Origin of the sequence: Novosphingobium sp. ZN18A2 (genome assembly GCF_036784765.1) — a bacterium.
In the GTDB taxonomy this organism is placed as follows: domain Bacteria; phylum Pseudomonadota; class Alphaproteobacteria; order Sphingomonadales; family Sphingomonadaceae; genus Novosphingobium.
The window spans coordinates 3,288,021-3,304,454 of record NZ_CP136651.1; the positions used below are offsets into that span (position 1 = coordinate 3,288,021).

Sequence of the window (16,434 nt, forward strand, 5' to 3'; positions counted from 1 at the left end):
CCAATCCTGCAATGCCGCCACGGTTCCCGCAGTTCGCACCATTCCGGTCATACCCGTCCCGTCAGGACCAGCCATGCGGCAATCGCGTTCAGCAGCGAATAGGCGGCATAGGCCCCCGCGACCCACGGCGTGCCTTCCGCCACGAAAAGCAGCGACGCCAGCAGCAGCAGGAATTCCACCACCAGTGCGAAGCGGCGACCCAGCGCGTGATAGAACCAGGGCACTTCGCCAAGCAGCGGGTGCCCGCTGTCCATCACCGCGCGGTTCATCGCGAAATTTCCGATCCCCAGCAGGAAAACCACAATAAGCGCCATGGCGGCATCATAATTCGTGCCGCGCGCCTTGTCAGGAGCGCAATTACCTGTCGCCCTTTCCTGTCGTTCGCCAGTCCGGCTTGGCCGTTCGTCGGGCGGGCGCGCCGTTTGTCGGCGCAACCGCCAATCCGGTCGAGCGGGTGGCGAAACGGGTGCGCGACCGGCCTATCCAATGGTCATGCGGTGGCGGCCTGAGCCCCCGGAAAAACACAACGAAGGCCGCCATCGCAGACCCGAAAAGTCCCTGAAACCAGACCCGAGGATAATGCCATGAATCGCAAGACCATCCTTGCCGCCGGCCTGATCGGGCTGGCCTTCGCCAGCCAGCCGGCCTTCGCCAAGAGCGTGAAAGTCCCCTACCACGACCTGGACCTTTCGACGCCGCAGGGCCAGCAGGCGCTTGACCGCCGCGTTCGTTCCGCCGCCCGTTCGGTGTGCGATGTCAGTTCGCGGCGCGTATCGCTGAACGAATGGGTCGCGGCCCGCGATTGTTACCAAGATGCCGTGTCTTCCGCCCGCAAGGCTTACGCGGACATCATCCCGGCGCGCAGGCCTGCCTGAAGGCCGCGTCCACCTGGCCCGGAAGCGGATCCAGTCCCCCGCTTCCGGGTCATTCTTAGTTGGAATTCGAAATCAGGGCCTGTCCCGCACGCCGCCCGGTCCGGGCGGCGTTCATGCAACGGCCGAAGCCTTGCGCCGGGCCTCTTCCGCATCCACGTCCACCCGGTTGCGCCACGTCAACTCGTGTCCGTCCAGGATGCGTCCGTCGTGCGCGAGGATAGAGACAGGGCCGATCGGCTGCCCGTCGCGCGCGTCGCACAGCACGGGGTCGGACGGCACGCCCAGCGCCCATTTTTCGCCCCACTGGCGCAAGGCGAGCATGGCGGGCAGCAGATCATACCCCTTGTCGGTCAGGCGATATTCGATCCGTCGCCGGTCGTCCGCACAATGCTCGCGTTTCAGGATGCCAGCCTCGACAAGCCTTGACAGGCGGTTCGAAAGGATGTTCCGGGCTATGCCCAGCGCATCGAGGAAATCCTCGAAATGCCGCACGCCGTTGAAGGCAGCGCGCAGAATCATAAAAGACCAGCGCTCCCCCATCGCCTGAAGCGCTACGGGGAGACCGCACTGGTCGGTTTCGGCGAGAGGTTCACGTAGCTTGTCCATGGACTTGAGGGTGTAACCCATGTTGCCAACCTATTTAAGTTTCTAGTTGCAACTTAAAACCTATAGTGATAGGTAGTGATTCGCAACGGAAATCGTATCCTCTCCAGATCCATGGATTTCCGGCATTGACCAAAGGGGAAAGACCATGACCGCCATTAGCACCAACGTGCTTCGCAACACGATGATCGCAACCGCCGCCCTGATCGGCACCGTCGCCACTTTCGGCGTAACCACCACGCCGGTTCGCGCGGCGGAAACCTATTACACCGCCAAGCTGGCCGCGCCGGTCGACGGCGAACAGCGTGCCGTTCTGGGCGATACGATGTGGACCTGCGCAGGCGACAGCTGCACCGCCCCGCGCGACACCTCGCGCCCGAAGATCACGTGCGAACGCCTGGTCAAGAAGTTCGGCGAAGTGTCCTCGTTCGCCACGCCGAAGGGGGAACTTTCGGGCAAGAAGCTGGCTGGCTGCAACGCCAAGGCCTGATTTCCGCCATCTCCAGCGCGCGCCCGGTTCCAATCCCATCGGAGCGCGCCTGACTGACGGGCCGCGGCACCGGATCGAATTCCGGCCGCCGCGGCCCGCATTTTTTGTTGTTCGCCCGATTTTGCGGTGACCCGCCGGCGCGCGTCACTATAGTCGCGCGTATGCGTATCCCAGCCCTTTTGGCCGCCGCTTCGCTTGTCCTGCCGCTTCCCGCCGCCGCACAGCAAGCCGCCCCGCCCCCGCCGGACCTATCGAAACTCACGCTGGAACATCGCGCCGCGCTGAAATGCGCCGCCGTTTTCGCGATCGTCGCGTCCGAACAGCAGCGCGGCGTGGAAAGCGCGCTCGAATGGCCGCCGCTCGGCTGGCGCGGCAAGGAATACTTCGTGCGCACCAGCGCGCGGGTGATCGATGAGGCCGGGCTGACGAAGGAACAGGTGCGCGACCTTCTGGTGGCCGATGTCGCCGCGTTCCAGAAACAGGCGGTCGACTCGCACGATCCCGACGGAACGGTAAAGGCGGCGATGAAACCGTGCCTGACGCTGCTCGACGCCGCGATCCCGCCGCTGCAGACGCCCGACCTGCTTACCTGCAGCGCGATCCTGCAACTCGCCTATGACGAGGTGCACACGCGCGAGGGATTGAGCGCGTCTGCAAAAGACCTGAAGACGCTGGCCCTTGTGCTGAAGGACCGCGCGAGAAAGCAGCTAATCGCCGGCGGCAAGAGCGGCAATGAGGCCGACCGCGCGATCGAACAGGCGCATGACAGGGTGGTCGGGGAAGACGCGGACAAGAGCAAGGGCGGCGCCAACCGCTATGACATCAACGTGTGCTTCGACCTCGCCAAGCCGGACAAGGCCAAGCATTATTGATGCGGCCCCCGGCAGCGCGCGCCCGCCGCACTCCGATTTGACTTGGCAGGCGCGCCCCACCGGCTAGTCTGTTTGCGGCGCTTTTTCGCTGTTTGGAGGGAATTGCCGTGAACGGTCTGCTGATACTTCTGGTCGTGCTGGTGATCGTCTATCTCGTCACCGGGATCCGGGTGGTCCGGCAGGGCTATGTCTATACCGTCGAAAGGCTGGGCAAGTTCACGCTGGCGGCGTCGCCGGGGCTGCATTTCATCGTGCCCTTCGTCGACCGCGTCGGCCGCAAGATCAACATGATGGAACAGGTGCTCGACATTCCCGGGCAGGAGATCATCACGCGCGACAACGCGATGGTCGGCGTGGACGCTGTGGTGTTTTTCCAGGTGCTGGACCCGGGCAAGGCGGCTTACGAGGTCGCCAATCTCACCGTCGCGCTGATGCAGCTTACCACCACCAACCTGCGCACGGTGATGGGCAGCATGGACCTTGATGAAACGCTGTCGAAGCGCGACGAGATCAACGCGCGGCTGCTGGCGGTGATCGACCATGCGACATCGCCCTGGGGCGTGAAGATCACGCGGATAGAGATCAAGGATATCCGCCCGCCGCTCGACATATCGAACGCGATGGCCCGCCAGATGAAGGCGGAGCGTGAAAAGCGCGCGCAGATCCTGGAAGCCGAAGGCGAAAAGCAGGCCGAGATCCTGCGCGCCGAGGGCGAGAAGCAGTCCAACATCCTCGAGGCGGAGGGCCGCCGCGAAGCCGCTTTCCGCAATGCCGAAGCGCGCGAACGCGAAGCCGAGGCCGAAGCGAAGGCCACGCTGGTCGTTTCCGAAGCGATCGCCAGTTCGGGCACGCAGGCGCTGAACTATTTCGTCGCGCAGAAATACGTGGAGGCGGTGCAGAAGTTCGCCACGTCGCCCAACGCCAAGACCATCCTGTTCCCGGTGGAAGCAACGCAGCTGATCGGCTCTCTGGGCGGGATCGGCGAACTGGTGAAGGAAGCCGTCGGCGCGCCGCCCGCCGCCTCTCCGCAACCGCCGCGCACCACGGTGCCGCGCACCGCCGCGCCGCCACGCCAGACGGAGGGCTGAACCGATGCTGGACAGCTTTGTGGCGACCGTTACCAGCCACTGGGGCTGGCTGGCACTGGGCGTGGGGCTTGCCATCGCCGAGATGCTGGCGCCGGGCTATTTCCTGATCTGGATCGCCGCTGCCGCCTTCCTGACCGGGATCATCGCCGCGCAGCTTCCGGTGGGGCTGGCGGCGCAGGTTGTGATCTTCGTGGTGCTGGCCGCGCTCGTCCTGTTCGGTGCGCGGTCGTGGCTGGCCGACAACCCGATCGAGAGCGCGGACCCCAACATGAACGATCGCGGCGCAAGGCTGATCGGCGAAACGGTGATCGTGACCCATGCGATAGACGGCGGCTCCGGACGGGTGAAACAGGGCGATTCGGAATGGATCGCGCGCGGCCCGGACGCCGAACCCGGCACACGGATGCGCGTATCGGGGCACGATGGCGCGATCCTGCTGGTCGAACACTTGCACTGACGCGGGGCCGCATCCCATATCCCTTGGCAACAAGGGAGAATCGAACGTGTCCGACAAGATCCAGCTGACCGACGCCGAATGGCGCGAACGCCTTACGCCCGAGCAGTATCAGGTGCTGCGCCAGGCGGGGACGGAGCGCGCCTTCACCGGCAAGTACGAAAAGAACAAGGCCGCCGGCATGTATCGTTGCGCTGGGTGCGGTGCGCCGCTGTTCCTGTCCGGAACCAAGTATGACAGCGGATCGGGCTGGCCCAGCTTCACCGCGCCGGTCGACGGCGAAGCGGTGGAAGTCCACCGCGATGCGTCGCACGGCATGGTCCGCACCGAAGTGCGCTGCGCGAAGTGCGAAGGGCATCTTGGCCACGTTTTCCCGGATGGCCCCGGCCCCGACGGGCTGCGTTACTGCATGAACAGCGCATCGCTCGATTTCGAACCGCAAGACGATTGATCCGGCATTTGCCGCGCGAAAACGGGCGCTTTTTCCGTCCGCGCGAGAAATCGATTAATTCCCGGTTACAACTTGCCTATGCATGGGCGAATGGACGGGCGCGGATGCCCGCGAGGGAAACGATAACAGCGTAATGGCAAGACGGGACACCCCGCGCGGCTCTGGTTCGGGCCGCTCATCACGATCACGCAAGGCAAAGCCGTTCTGGCGGCGATGGCTCGGACGGCTGTTCGTCTGGGGCCTGGCCTTCGCGTTGCTGGGCGCGATCGTGCTGGGCGTGGCCGTCGCGATGACAGAGCGTTCGCTGCCCAGCTACCAGTCGCTGAAGTCCAGCCAGACCGGCCAGATGATCGTGGTGCGCGCGAACGACGGGTCCGAACTCGTCACGCTTGGCCCCAGCTATGGCAAGTGGGTGCCCTATGCCCAGATCCCGAAGACGATGACCGAAGCGATCGTTTCGACGGAGGACCGGCGTTATCGCGACCATTTCGGCATCGATCCGCTGGGCATCGCCCGGTCGATCATGGTGCGCGTGGAAACCGGCCACTGGCGGCAGGGCGGATCGACGATCACCCAGCAGCTGGCACGCAACATCTTCCTCAACAATTCCAAGACCTTCGCCCGCAAGGCACGCGAAGCGGTCCTGGCGCTGGCGCTGGAACAGAAATTCTCGAAAGACCAGATACTCGAGCTGTATCTGAACAAGGTCTATTTCGGCGGCGGCGCCTATGGCATCGACGCGGCCAGCCGCAAGTTCTTCGGCCATCCCGCGCAGCAGCTGACCTTGGGCGAATCCGCGATTGTCGCGGGGCTGGTGAAGGCACCGTCGCACTATTCGCCCACCGCCGACGCCGAAGCCGGGAAGGAGCGCGCGCACGTGGTGCTGGGCCTGATGGTCCGCCACGGCGCGATCACCCAGGCCCAGGCGGACGCGGTAAACCTGGACAAGGTGAAGCTGGCGAAGGAAACCGGGCAGAACTCGGTGCGCTATTTCACCGACTGGGCGCTGCCCCAGCTAGACGTGCTGCTGCCCGAAAACGACAAGCCGATAGAAGTCTGGACCACGCTCGATCCCGGCATGCAGCGCGCGGCCACCGCGGCGATCAAGGCCAATGCCCCCAAGGGCGCGCAAGGCGCGCTGGTCAGCCTTGACCGTGACGGCGCTGTGCTGGCGATGGTGGGCGGCACCGATTACGTGACCAGCAACTATAACCGCGCGACGGACGCGATGCGCCAGCCCGGCTCTGCATGGAAGCTGTTCGTCTATATGGCCGCGCTGGAAGCGGGATATACGCCCGACGACCGCGTGGTTGACGAGCCGGTGACGATCGACGGGTGGAGCCCCAAGAACGCGGGCAACCACTATGCCGGCGCAATCGACGTGCGCAGCGCCTTTGCCTATTCGAAGAACACCGTTGCCGCGCAACTGGGCAACGAAGTTGGCTTTGCCGCGGTAGCGGGAATGGCGCGGCGCTTTGGCATCACCACGCCGATCAACACGATGCCCGCGATGGTGCTGGGCAGTTCGGAAGTGCGCGTGATCGACATGACGCGCGCCTTTGCGGGCGTGGAGGCGAAGGGCCAGCTGGTCACGCCATACGGCATCCGCAAGGTGACGACGACCGACGGCGAAGTGCTGTACCAGCACCAGCCCAACCCGCCGCAAGTCCTCGTCCCGCCCTATGTCGTGGCCGGAATTACCGACCTGTTGCAGACCACGGTCAACACCGGCACGGGCCGCGCCGCGCAGATCGGCCGGCCGGTCGCGGGCAAGACCGGAACGACCAGCTCCGACAAGGACGGTTGGTTCGTGGGCTTTTCCAGCGGGATCACCACCGGCGTATGGATGGGCCGCGACGATGCCAAACCGGTGCCTGGACTTCACGGCGGCGCCGCGCCTGCGCGGGCCTTTGCCGCCTATATGCGCTATGCCACCGCCAAGCGGCCGGTCGAGCATTTCGATACCGAGGTGAAACTGCCCCAATGGCAGCTTGAACCGGACGACGAGGCCTATCAGGGCGATCCGGGCGACTATTACTATGTCGACGAGCAGGGCAACCTGGTCGATCCGTCGCACGCCGGCCAGCAAGACCAGCCGCAGCGCCCGGCCGATGGCCAGCCACTGCCCTCCGGCCCGGACGGCCTTGTCCCGGCGGGTCCGCCCCCGCCCGCCGCTGGCGAGGATTTCCTCGACCGTGCGACCGGGAAGCAGGACGGGCAGGGCACCACGCAAACGGGCGCGCTTTCCCCCGACGTGAAGCGCAACATCGCACCGCGTCCGCGCATGGCGCCAACGCCCACGCCGATACCCACGCGAACCGTGGCCCCGCCTTCCGTGCCGCGCCCGTCCGGTTACTGAAACACGCGAACCATTTCGGCTTCCATGCGTTGATCGGGTATGATGGCGGGCCACGGGCCTGCGGCCGATACGCATGGGAGACGAAAATGGGACTGCTGAACTGGGCGGCTGCGGGGATCGCCGGCGGCTATGCCATCTATCGCATCGCCAATCGTTCACGCCGGCGGCACGCCGCGCTGCCGGGCCGGAACGGCTTTGGCGGCAACTTTTCCAAGGTGCGCGATGCCGGGGCGGACGCACAGCGCGACCGTCCCGTGCAATGGGACAAGGTGGACGAAGCGATGGACGAAACCTTCCCGGCCAGCGACCCGCCTGCCAGCTATTGACGCCCGACAGCTTAGGGCGCGTGGACAGGTAAAAGCCTGAAGCTAACCGTTCCTACGCTGGGATGGCGGGATAAGGGAACGCGAAAAGGGCCGCGCCGGGCTTATACCGGCGCGGCCCTTTTGCATGGCCTGCTCGCTGCGCCTGGTCAGCGCAGGCGGATAGGCACGTAGATGGCCGGCTGGCCGCGCCGCTTCACGCGCAGCAGAAGCGCTTCGCGCCCGTCGGCCTTGGCCGCGCGCACCGCCGATTCGAGGTCGCCCGGAGAGGCGACGTCGCGATAGTTCGCCGACATGATGATATCGCCGCGCTGCAAGCCCTTGGCCGCCGCGTCGGACGAATTGTCGACGCCTGTCACCACAACGCCGGTCACGTCTCCCGCGCCAAGCTGGCGCGCGATCTGCGGGGTCAGCGTGATCACGCCCAGCCCCAGCGACTTCTCGATCGTGCCGGACTGGTCCTGCTGGTCCTGTCCGTTGGCGAAAGGATTGTTGTCCTGGCTGTTCGGGTCGAACGATTGCTGCGCAAGTTCCTTCTCGCTCGGCCGCGTGGCGACCGTGACGTTCAGCGTCATGCGCTTGCCGTTGCGGATCACCTCAAGCGGGATGCGCGTGCCCGGAGGCGTGTTGGCCACCAGGTAGGACAGCGACTGGTCGGGCGTCACGTCCTTGCCGTTGACGGCGGTGACCACGTCGCCCGCCTTGATACCGGCCTTGCCCGCGGGTCCGTCCGGCTCGACCGCCTGGATGAATTCACCACGGTTGTGCGCAATGCCCAGCGAATCCGCCAGGTCGTCGCTCACCGCCTGAATGCGCACGCCCAGATAGCCGCGCTCGATCTTTTCGCCCTTGATCAGCTTCTGCACGATCGGCGCCGCCGTATCGGCGGGGATCGCGAAGCCGATGCCCACGCTGCCGCCGGTGGGCGAGAAGATCGCGTTGTTGATGCCGATCACCTGGCCCTGCATGTCGAACATCGGCCCGCCCGAGTTGCCCCGGTTGATCGATGCGTCGGTCTGCAGATAGCGGTCATAGGCGCTGCCCGATCCGGTGTTGCGATACACCGCCGAGATGATGCCGGCCGTCACCGTGCCGCCCAGCCCGAACGGGTTGCCGATCGCCAGAACCCAGTCGCCCACGCGCGCCTTGCGCGAATCCCCGAACTTCACGAACGGGAACGGCTTGGTGCGGTTGATCTTCAGCACCGCAAGGTCGGACGCATCGTCGCTGCCGACCAGCTTGGCCGGATACTCTGTGCCGTCCTGCAGGGTGACGGTGATCGATTCCACCTTGCCCTTGCCGTCGGCGGTGATGACGTGGTTGTTGGTGACCACATAACCATCGGCCGAAATGATGAAGCCCGACCCCAGCGACTGCGCCTCACGCGTGGTCGTGCCGCCGCCCTGGCCGCCGAACATGTCGCCGAAGGGCGTTCCGGCAAAGGGATTGGTCTGCACGCGCATGCGCTGGCGGGTGGAGATGTTGACCACCGCCGGCTGAAGCTGCTCTGTCAGGTCCGCAAAGCTGGATGGGGCACCTGCACGCGGCACCACGGTGCGCATTTCGGTCTGGTCGTTCTGCGCAACCTGCGCACCGGCGGGAAAGCCCGTGGCAAGGGTGAGCGCGCTCCCGGCGAGGAGGAGTGCGGTGGTTACTCCGTAGGCGTATCGCACGTGTCTTGTATCCTCTTGCTATTCGCAGTCGTGCGGGCACTTGGCCGCGTTACGATCCCCGGTATCCCTACAACCTGCATACGCCTGAACATGGTTTGAATATGCGCGGGCGCAAGCCTTACAAATCGGTCACTTTCCCTTGAACTGCTTCAGGTACTCGTTGTCGGGCGACAGGATGATGGAAGTCTGGCCGTCCTTCGAATCGAAGGTCGTGTCATAGCTCTGCATCGCCCGGTAGAAATCATAGAACTTCGGATCCTTGCCAAAGGCGTCGGCATAGGTCTTTGCCGCCTGGGCTTCGGCCTCGGCCCGGATGATCTGCGCCTTCTTGTCGCCCTGCGCGCGGATCGTCGCCGCTTCCTGCTGGCGCGCGGTCTGCATACGGGTAAACGCGCTTTCCAGCGGCGCGCCGTCGGGCAGGTCGGCCCGCTTGATGCGCACGTCGATCACCTGCGCGCCATATTCGCGCGCTTCCTTGTCCAGCCCCTTGCGGATGTTGTCCATCGCCGCGCCGCGTTCCGCCGTAAGCAACGACGCGAACGTGCGCTTGCCCAGTTCCTGGCGAAGCTGCGAGTTGAGGATCGGCTGGAGCTGTTCGGCCACGCGCTCGGTCGTGCCGGCGGTCTCGTACATCTTGACCGGGTCGATCACGCGGAAGCGGGCATAGGCGTCCACCATCAGGCGCTGCTGGTCCGAACTGGTCACCTGCTGGCTTTGCATGTCGACGTCGAGCACGCGCTTGTCGATCCACACCACCTGTTCCAGCAGCGGAATGCGCCACGAAAGCCCGGCGCCGGTCTGGCCATAGGGCTGGTTGGGCTTGAAGCGGTTGATCACCCGCACCGGATCGCCCAGCCGGACGACAACGGCCTGTTCGTTTTCGGGCACGACGATCGCCACGCTGAGCGCCGCGACCACCAGGATCACGATTGCGACAATAGCCGCCTTCTGGTCCCTGAAGAACTGTTCCATGTCAGTTCCCTCCCGAACCCGAAGTGGTGCCGGCCTGCGGCGCCTGCACCATCTGCGGCGGCAGCGGCAGGTAGGGAATCGTTCCCGGCGCTTCTATGATGATCTTGTTGTTCTTGCTCAGCACGCGTTCCATCGTTTCGTAATACATGCGCCGCCGGGTCACTTCGGGAGCCAGCCGGTACTGTTCATAGACCTTGTCGAAAGCCGTCGCGTCACCCTGCGCGCGCGCGGTGAGCTGCTGCGCCCAGGCTTCGGCCCGGTTGATGGAGCTTTGCGCGTCCTGCTGCGCGGCCAGCACTTCCTTGAAGGCGTCCACCACCTTCGACGGCGGGTCGGTCTTCTTGATCTCCACGCCCTGGATCGTGATCCCGGCGTGATAGGCATCCAGGATCTGCTGCATGCGCTGGCGCGCGTTCTGTTCTATCTGCGCCCGGCCCGCGCCCATCGCGTCGTTCAGAGTCACTTCGGCGATGGACTGGCGCATCGCGGCTTCGGCCACTTCCTTCACGGTCTTGTCCGGGTCCGCGATCTGATAAAGATAGCGCTTCAGATCCTTGATGTTCCAGCGCACCAGGTACGACAGGTCGACCAGGTTCTGATCCGACGTGAGCATCAGGCGCTCGCTCTCGCCCTCGGGGATCGAATCGCGCCGGATCGACGTCACGTCGCGCACCGTAACCGTCTGGAACGGCCAGGGCAGCGTCAGGCTGGTGCCGGGAGTCAGCTCGTGCGAATACTTGCCGAAGGTGGCGACCACGCCGCGTTCCTGCGGGCCGATGCGATGCACGGCGGTGGTGAACAGCCACACAGCGACCACCGCCAGCACCAGCCACGGCGCCCAGCTGCGCCCGTCGGGACGGATCGGCAGGCGCGGGAACGATCCGCCGCCGCCGCCGCCACCTCCGCCACCACCACCACGGCGGTTGGAGCGCGAACGGAAGATATCTTCTATGCTGGCCGAACGGCGCGGGCCTTCGTCCGGCGAGGACGGCGGCAACCAGGGATTGCGCGGGCCATCGCCGCCGGCGGACTTGCCGCCGCCGGGCGCGCCATCGTCTCCGCCCGCCGGGGAATCACCCTCGTCGCCTGAATCGCCCGACGGTCCCCACGGACTTTTCCTGCCGGCCATTGCCCATCCAATGCGCCTTATGCGCCCACCCAGAAATGTCATGCCACCCGTTATAGGAAGCCTTCCCGCGAAAAACAGTCTCTCCACCCGAAAAAGGCTCTGCTAGGAGGCGTGCCACGCAAAAATTCCGCGCCGTGCATCAACGGCTGGCAAGGACAAGGGCAAGGACAGGGCGCAAGAGTGAGCAAGGAAGAAGACGATTTCGCAGCAACCGTCAGCGCGGCGGCCGGCGGCAGGATGCAGTCGGCAAGGCTGGCAGACGGTGTAGGCACGATCGTGGTCGACGTGGCCGGGCTCGACCGGCTGGACCGCGACAAGCTGGAAATGGCGGTGCGCGACGCGGCCCGCAAGGCAGGCGCCAGCGAAGTGCGCGTGGCGATGACGGCCGACAAGCCGCAACGCAAGATCCTGGCGATCGGATCGGGCAAGGGCGGTGTCGGCAAGTCGACCCTTTCGGCCAATGTCGCCGTCGCGCTTGCGCGCATGGGCCGCAAGGTCGGGCTGGTGGATGCCGATATCTATGGTCCGTCGCAGCCGCGCCTGTTCGGCAACGAAGGCGTGCAGCCAGAAGCCGACGACAAGAAGCTGTACCCCGTGCCCAGCAAGTATGGCGTGCCGCTTCTTTCGATGGGCCACCTGCTTCCGCCCGGACGCGCCGCCGCATGGCGCGGGCCGATGGCGGGCAATGCGCTTTCGCAGCTGGTCGACGCGGACTGGGGCGATGCGGAAATCCTGGTGATCGATCTGCCGCCGGGCACCGGCGACGTTCAGATCACGATGCTGCAGAAGTTCAAGCCGGCAGGCGCGGTGATCGTTTCCACGCCGCAGGATCTTGCGCTGATCGACGCGACGCGGGCGATCAACCTGTTCGAACAGGGGCAGGTGCCGGTCATCGGCCTGGTAGAGAACATGGCGGGTTATGCCTGCCCGCATTGCGGCGAGGTGAGCGATCCCTTCGGGCAGGGCGGCGCGGAAGCGGCGGCGAAGACGATGGGGCTGGATTTTCTGGGCCGCGTTCCGCTCGACCTCTCGATCCGGCAGGACAGCGATGCGGGCAAACCGCCCGCCGCAGGCGACAGTTCGCAAGGCGAAGCCTTCGCCGCCATCGCGCGGCGCATCGCCGCCTGGCTGGACAGCCAGGGCTGAACCCGGTGCGCGTCACGCGTCGCGGCATCCTGATCGGCGCGGCAGCGGGCGGCGGCCTTGTCGCCGCCTTCGCGCTGATGCCGCGCCGCTATGCCGTGCCGCTGGACGCGGGCAAGGGCGAACACGCCTTCAACGCATGGCTTCGCGTTTCGCGCGGCGGCGTTGTTACCGTGGCGCTGCCCGTGTGCGAGATGGGGCAGGGAATTTCCACCATCCTGCCGCAAATCGCGGCGGTGGAAATGGGCGCGGACTGGCGGCAGATCGCGATCGAGCCCGCACCGCAAAGTCCCGTCTATGCCGATCCGGTGCTTGCCGCGCACTGGGCGCGGCTGTGGATGCCGGCGTTTCCCTCGCTCGCCGATGCGCCGGGCGACGCCCTGGCTGAACGCTATGCCGATCGCGCGCCCTTGCTGGTCACGGCGGACGGCACCGCGCTTGCCGCCTATGAACAGCCGCTGCGCGAAGCGGCGGCGGGTGTGCGCGCGGTGCTGGCGATGGCCGCCGCCGAGAAATGGGGCGTGCGCTGGGAGGAATGCCAGGCGAAGGACGGCTTCATCCTCCATGGCGACAAGCAGGCGCGCTTCGGCGAGCTGGCGGACAAGGCCGCCGGGTTTGACGCACCCTCTCCGCTCGTGCTGTTACAGGATGCCGCGCGCGAAGTGCCTTCATCGGTGCCCGAAGGAATGCGCCCTGCGTTCCCAAGGATCGACCTGCCCGCCAAGGTGGACGGCAGCTTCACTTTCGCTGGCGACGTGCGCGTGCCCGAAATGGTTCACGCCGCGATCATGCACGGGCCGCAAGGCAACAGCGTGCTGGGCCGCTATGACAAGGATGCCGCCGCCAGCGTGCCCGGCCTTGCCGGCGTGGTCCATGCGCGCGGCTGGCTGGCGGCAGCAGCCAACACCTGGCACGCCGCCGAAACGGCGGTGAAGGCGATGGCTCCCACCTTCCGCGCCGCAGGGCCGGTGGCGGACAGCGGCACGATGGACGACGCGATGGACAAGGCGCTGAAAAGCGGCAAGGCCCACCGCGTCGCCGGCACGGGAAATCCCGATGCAGTGCTGGCCAAACCCGATCTTTCCGTCCGCTACGATGTCGAACCCGCGCTTCACGCCGCGATCGAAACCGCCACAGCGACGGCGCGGATCAAGGACGGACGGCTGGAACTGTGGCTCGCCACCCAGGCGCCCGAACGCGCGCGGCGCGTGGCGGCGCGCATTGCCGGGGTCAGCCTTGCCGACACCATCCTTTATCCGATGCAGGCGGGCGGATCGTTCGACGCGCGGCTCGACACGCGCATCGCGGCGGAAGCGACGGCCATCGCCAGGGCGCTGGACAAGCCGGTGCAACTGCGCTGGTCGCGCTGGCAGGAATCGCTTGCCTCGTTTCCGCGCACGCCGGTAGCCGCGCAGCTTTCCGCCGCCGTCGGGCCGGACAGGATGCAGGTGCTGGGCTGGCGCACACGCATGGCGCTGCCCGCCACCGCGATCGAAGCGGGGGAACGCCTGCTGCACGGCAAGTCGCCGCCCGATGCGCTGGACGCGGCCAGCGGCAAGACAGACCCGACCGCGTGCGAAGCCGCGCTGCCGCCCTATGCCATTCCGGAATGCGCGGTCGATCACGTTCCGGTCGACCTTGCGCTGCCCACGGGCCGCTATCGCTCGAACGCGCACGGCTATGGCGCGTTCTTCACTGAATGCTTCATAGACGAGGTTGCGCACCACGGATCGCGTGAACCGCTTTCCTTCCGCATCGGCATGCTGGGCGACAACCCGCGCCTTGTCGCCTGCCTGCAAGGCGTGGCGAAGCTTTCCAACTGGGGCGGCGGGGGCGACAATTCCGGACAGGGCATCGCCTGTCACACGATGCGGCTGGCCGGGCCGGACGGGATGCGCGAAGGCCACATCGCCGTCGTCGCCACCGCCCGGCGCGACGAAGGCGGGGTGCGGGTAGACCGGTTGAGCGCCTTTCTGGACATAGGGGGCATCGTGAACATGGATATCGCCCGCCAGCAGGTGGAAGGCGGCATGGTTTTCGGGCTGGGCATGGCGATCGGCGGATCGACCGGTTATGCGCGCGGCCTTCCGCTGGCCGGTCACCTTTCGGAACTGGCGCTGCCGCTGCTTGCCGATTGCCCGGCGATAGACGTGGCCTTCGCCGATAGCGGGGAAGGACCGTTCGATCCGGGGGAACTGGCCGTGGCACCGGTCGCTCCCGCGATTGCCAACGCGCTGTTCTCTGCAACCGGCCTGCGCTTCCGGCGCTTGCCGCTGCTGTCCGACGGGCTTTAGGAAGCGCAGGGCATGGACACACCCAATCCGCACACCCCGGCCGACCATCCGGCCATCCGTTCGGGACGCATCGGCGTGCTGCTTGTCAACCTCGGCACGCCGGACGCCCCCACCCCCTCGGCGGTGAAGCGCTACCTTGCCGAATTCCTTTCCGACCGGCGCGTGGTGGAAATCCCGCCGATTGCCTGGCAGCCGATCCTGCGCGGCATCATCCTGAACACGCGGCCGAAGAAATCCGCCCACGCCTATGCGCAGGTCTGGGGGCCGGACGGCTCGCCGCTTGCCGCGATCACCGCCGCGCAGGCCCGCGCGCTGCAGGACCGGCTGGGCAATGGCGCGATCGTGCGCCACGCGATGCGGTACGGCAGCCCGTCCATCGCCGGCGAAATGGACGGACTTGCCGAAGCCGGCTGCGACCGCGTGCTCGTCGCGCCGCTCTATCCGCAATATTCGGGCGCGACGACCGCCAGCGTGCTCGATGCGCTGGCGGACTGGATCAAGGCCACGCGGCGCCTGCCCGCGCTGCGCACGCTGCCCCCCTATCACGACGATCCCGGCTATATCGCCGCGCTCCATGCCGACCTTTCCAACCAGATGGACGCGCTCGATTTCAGGCCGCAGATCCTGCTGCTCAGCTATCACGGCATGCCGGAACGCACGCTGCACCTGGGCGATCCCTATCACTGCCACTGCCGCAAGACGTCGCGCCTGCTGGAGGAGGCCTTCGCCGCCAGCCATCCCGGCCTGCGGATAGAAACCACGTTCCAGTCGCGATTCGGGCGGGCGAAATGGCTCGAACCGGCAACGGACGCGGTCCTGCTGGAAGAAGCGCGCAAGGGCACGCACGGCGTGGCGGTGGCGGCGCCGGGATTTTCCGCCGATTGCCTGGAGACGCTGGAAGAACTGGCGATTCGCGGGCGCGACGATTTCCTGGCGGCAGGCGGCGCGCACTTCGCCGCGCTGTCGTGCCTGAACGCGGGCGGGCAGGGCATGGACATGATCGAATCGCTGGTGCGGCGCGAACTTTCGGGCTGGCTGCCGGGGGCGGAAAGCGCCGGAAACAGTTGACGATTCGCACCCGCACCGTTAAGGGCGCCGCTTTCCGGCGGGTTCTCCCGCTCTTTCGATATTCGACAACCAGGAATTCACCGGTCGCCCCGGCGGCCCGTTAGAGGACAGACATGGCCAATACGCCGCAAGCCCGCAAGCGCATCCGTCGCAACGAACGCCGCGCCGTGATTAACGGCAACCGCATGAGCCGCATCCGCACTTTCGTGAAGACCGTGGAAGCGGCGATCGCCGGCGGAGACAAGACCGCGGCACAGGAAGCGCTGAAGGCTGCCCAGCCCGAACTGGCCCGCGGCGTTGCCCGCGGCGTGATTCACAAGAACACCGCCGCGCGCAAGTTCTCGCGTCTGACGAAGCGAGTCGCCTCGCTCTGATTCGCTTGCGGGGCGCCCCTGGCGCACGCAACACCGGCACATAAACGGAACATGGCCGGCGGCATCCCCGCCGGCCATGTTCCGTTTGTGTCACACACGTTGCAATGGTGACATTGTGCGGTCGCGGCAAGTGTAGGAAAAACCGCGATTCGCTTTCGCCAAATCGGGTAAATCGTTTCAAAACAAACCTTTGACGGAGTTCTGCGCTTCACAGCCCGTCAAGGGTCAATATTTCAGTTTTTTTGCGTCGGCGCGCTGGACACTTT

Annotated in this window: 17 protein-coding genes; 12 read left to right on the forward strand and 5 right to left on the reverse strand. The window is 66.0% G+C overall.

Features of this window, described 5'->3' with window-relative positions:
* Positions 1-47: 47 nt before the first annotated feature.
* Positions 48-314, reverse strand: coding sequence for a hypothetical protein (locus tag RXV95_RS15755; protein WP_338466966.1), 267 nt, complete (start codon positions 312-314; stop codon positions 48-50).
* A 270-nt stretch (positions 315-584) separates the two neighbouring features.
* Between RXV95_RS15755 and RXV95_RS15760 the strand changes: the two genes are divergently transcribed.
* Positions 585-875 (forward strand): UrcA family protein, encoded by a 291-nt coding sequence (locus tag RXV95_RS15760; RefSeq protein ID WP_338466967.1) that lies wholly within the window; start codon positions 585-587, stop codon positions 873-875.
* A 111-nt stretch (positions 876-986) separates the two neighbouring features.
* On the opposite strand, the gene RXV95_RS15765 is transcribed toward RXV95_RS15760, so the two are convergent.
* Complete coding sequence (locus RXV95_RS15765; protein WP_338468589.1) at positions 987-1,481, reverse strand: helix-turn-helix domain-containing protein; 495 nt, start codon at positions 1,479-1,481, stop codon at positions 987-989.
* 145 nt (positions 1,482-1,626) lie between these two features.
* Here RXV95_RS15765 and RXV95_RS15770 point away from each other — a divergent pair, with 145 nt between their 5' ends.
* The 7 genes from RXV95_RS15770 to RXV95_RS15800 all read left to right on the forward strand — a co-directional run bounded on the left by RXV95_RS15770 (position 1,627) and on the right by RXV95_RS15800 (position 7,518).
* The gene (locus RXV95_RS15770) at positions 1,627-1,968 is read left to right on the forward strand and encodes a hypothetical protein (RefSeq protein ID WP_338466968.1); all 342 of its coding nucleotides are present in this window, start codon (positions 1,627-1,629) and stop codon (positions 1,966-1,968) included.
* Between the two features lie 161 nt (positions 1,969-2,129).
* A complete protein-coding gene (locus RXV95_RS15775) occupies positions 2,130-2,840 on the forward strand; it encodes a hypothetical protein (protein WP_338466969.1) in 711 nt (236 codons plus the stop codon).
* Positions 2,841-2,947: 107 nt separating this feature from the next.
* The gene (locus tag RXV95_RS15780; protein WP_338466970.1) at positions 2,948-3,928 is read left to right on the forward strand and encodes an SPFH domain-containing protein; all 981 of its coding nucleotides are present in this window, start codon (positions 2,948-2,950) and stop codon (positions 3,926-3,928) included.
* A gap of 4 nt (positions 3,929-3,932) precedes the next feature.
* The gene (locus tag RXV95_RS15785) at positions 3,933-4,385 is read left to right on the forward strand and encodes an NfeD family protein (RefSeq protein ID WP_338466971.1); all 453 of its coding nucleotides are present in this window, start codon (positions 3,933-3,935) and stop codon (positions 4,383-4,385) included.
* Positions 4,386-4,431: 46 nt separating this feature from the next.
* Positions 4,432-4,833 carry a peptide-methionine (R)-S-oxide reductase MsrB gene (msrB, locus tag RXV95_RS15790; protein WP_338466972.1) on the forward strand — a complete coding sequence of 134 codons (402 nt, stop codon included), beginning with the start codon at positions 4,432-4,434 and terminating at the stop codon, positions 4,831-4,833.
* A 133-nt stretch (positions 4,834-4,966) separates the two neighbouring features.
* Positions 4,967-7,192 (forward strand): PBP1A family penicillin-binding protein, encoded by a 2,226-nt coding sequence (locus RXV95_RS15795; protein ID WP_338466973.1) that lies wholly within the window; start codon positions 4,967-4,969, stop codon positions 7,190-7,192.
* A gap of 86 nt (positions 7,193-7,278) precedes the next feature.
* Positions 7,279-7,518, forward strand: coding sequence for a hypothetical protein (locus RXV95_RS15800; protein WP_338466974.1), 240 nt, complete (start codon positions 7,279-7,281; stop codon positions 7,516-7,518).
* 146 nt (positions 7,519-7,664) lie between these two features.
* Here RXV95_RS15800 and RXV95_RS15805 read toward each other — a convergent pair whose 3' ends face one another.
* The 3 genes from RXV95_RS15805 to RXV95_RS15815 all read right to left on the reverse strand — a co-directional run bounded on the left by RXV95_RS15805 (position 7,665) and on the right by RXV95_RS15815 (position 11,289).
* Positions 7,665-9,188, reverse strand: coding sequence for a Do family serine endopeptidase (locus RXV95_RS15805; protein WP_338466975.1), 1,524 nt, complete (start codon positions 9,186-9,188; stop codon positions 7,665-7,667).
* A gap of 129 nt (positions 9,189-9,317) precedes the next feature.
* The gene (locus tag RXV95_RS15810; protein ID WP_338466976.1) at positions 9,318-10,160 is read right to left on the reverse strand and encodes a protease modulator HflC; all 843 of its coding nucleotides are present in this window, start codon (positions 10,158-10,160) and stop codon (positions 9,318-9,320) included.
* 1 nt (position 10,161) lies between these two features.
* Complete coding sequence (locus tag RXV95_RS15815) at positions 10,162-11,289, reverse strand: protease modulator HflK (protein WP_338466977.1); 1,128 nt, start codon at positions 11,287-11,289, stop codon at positions 10,162-10,164.
* Between the two features lie 378 nt (positions 11,290-11,667).
* Here RXV95_RS15815 and RXV95_RS15820 point away from each other — a divergent pair, with 378 nt between their 5' ends.
* From RXV95_RS15820 to rpsT, 4 genes are all read left to right on the forward strand, one after another.
* Positions 11,668-12,435, forward strand: coding sequence for an Mrp/NBP35 family ATP-binding protein (locus RXV95_RS15820; RefSeq protein ID WP_338468590.1), 768 nt, complete (start codon positions 11,668-11,670; stop codon positions 12,433-12,435).
* 5 nt (positions 12,436-12,440) lie between these two features.
* Positions 12,441-14,726: a molybdopterin cofactor-binding domain-containing protein gene (locus tag RXV95_RS15825; protein WP_338466978.1), complete on the forward strand. Its 2,286-nt coding sequence runs from the start codon at positions 12,441-12,443 to the stop codon at positions 14,724-14,726.
* A 12-nt stretch (positions 14,727-14,738) separates the two neighbouring features.
* Positions 14,739-15,794, forward strand: a complete 1,056-nt coding sequence (gene hemH, locus RXV95_RS15830; protein ID WP_338466979.1) for a ferrochelatase — start codon at positions 14,739-14,741, stop codon at positions 15,792-15,794.
* Between the two features lie 113 nt (positions 15,795-15,907).
* On the forward strand, positions 15,908-16,168 hold the full coding sequence (gene rpsT / locus RXV95_RS15835; protein WP_338466980.1) for a 30S ribosomal protein S20: 261 nt from the start codon (positions 15,908-15,910) through the stop codon (positions 16,166-16,168).
* Positions 16,169-16,434: the final 266 nt, after the last annotated feature.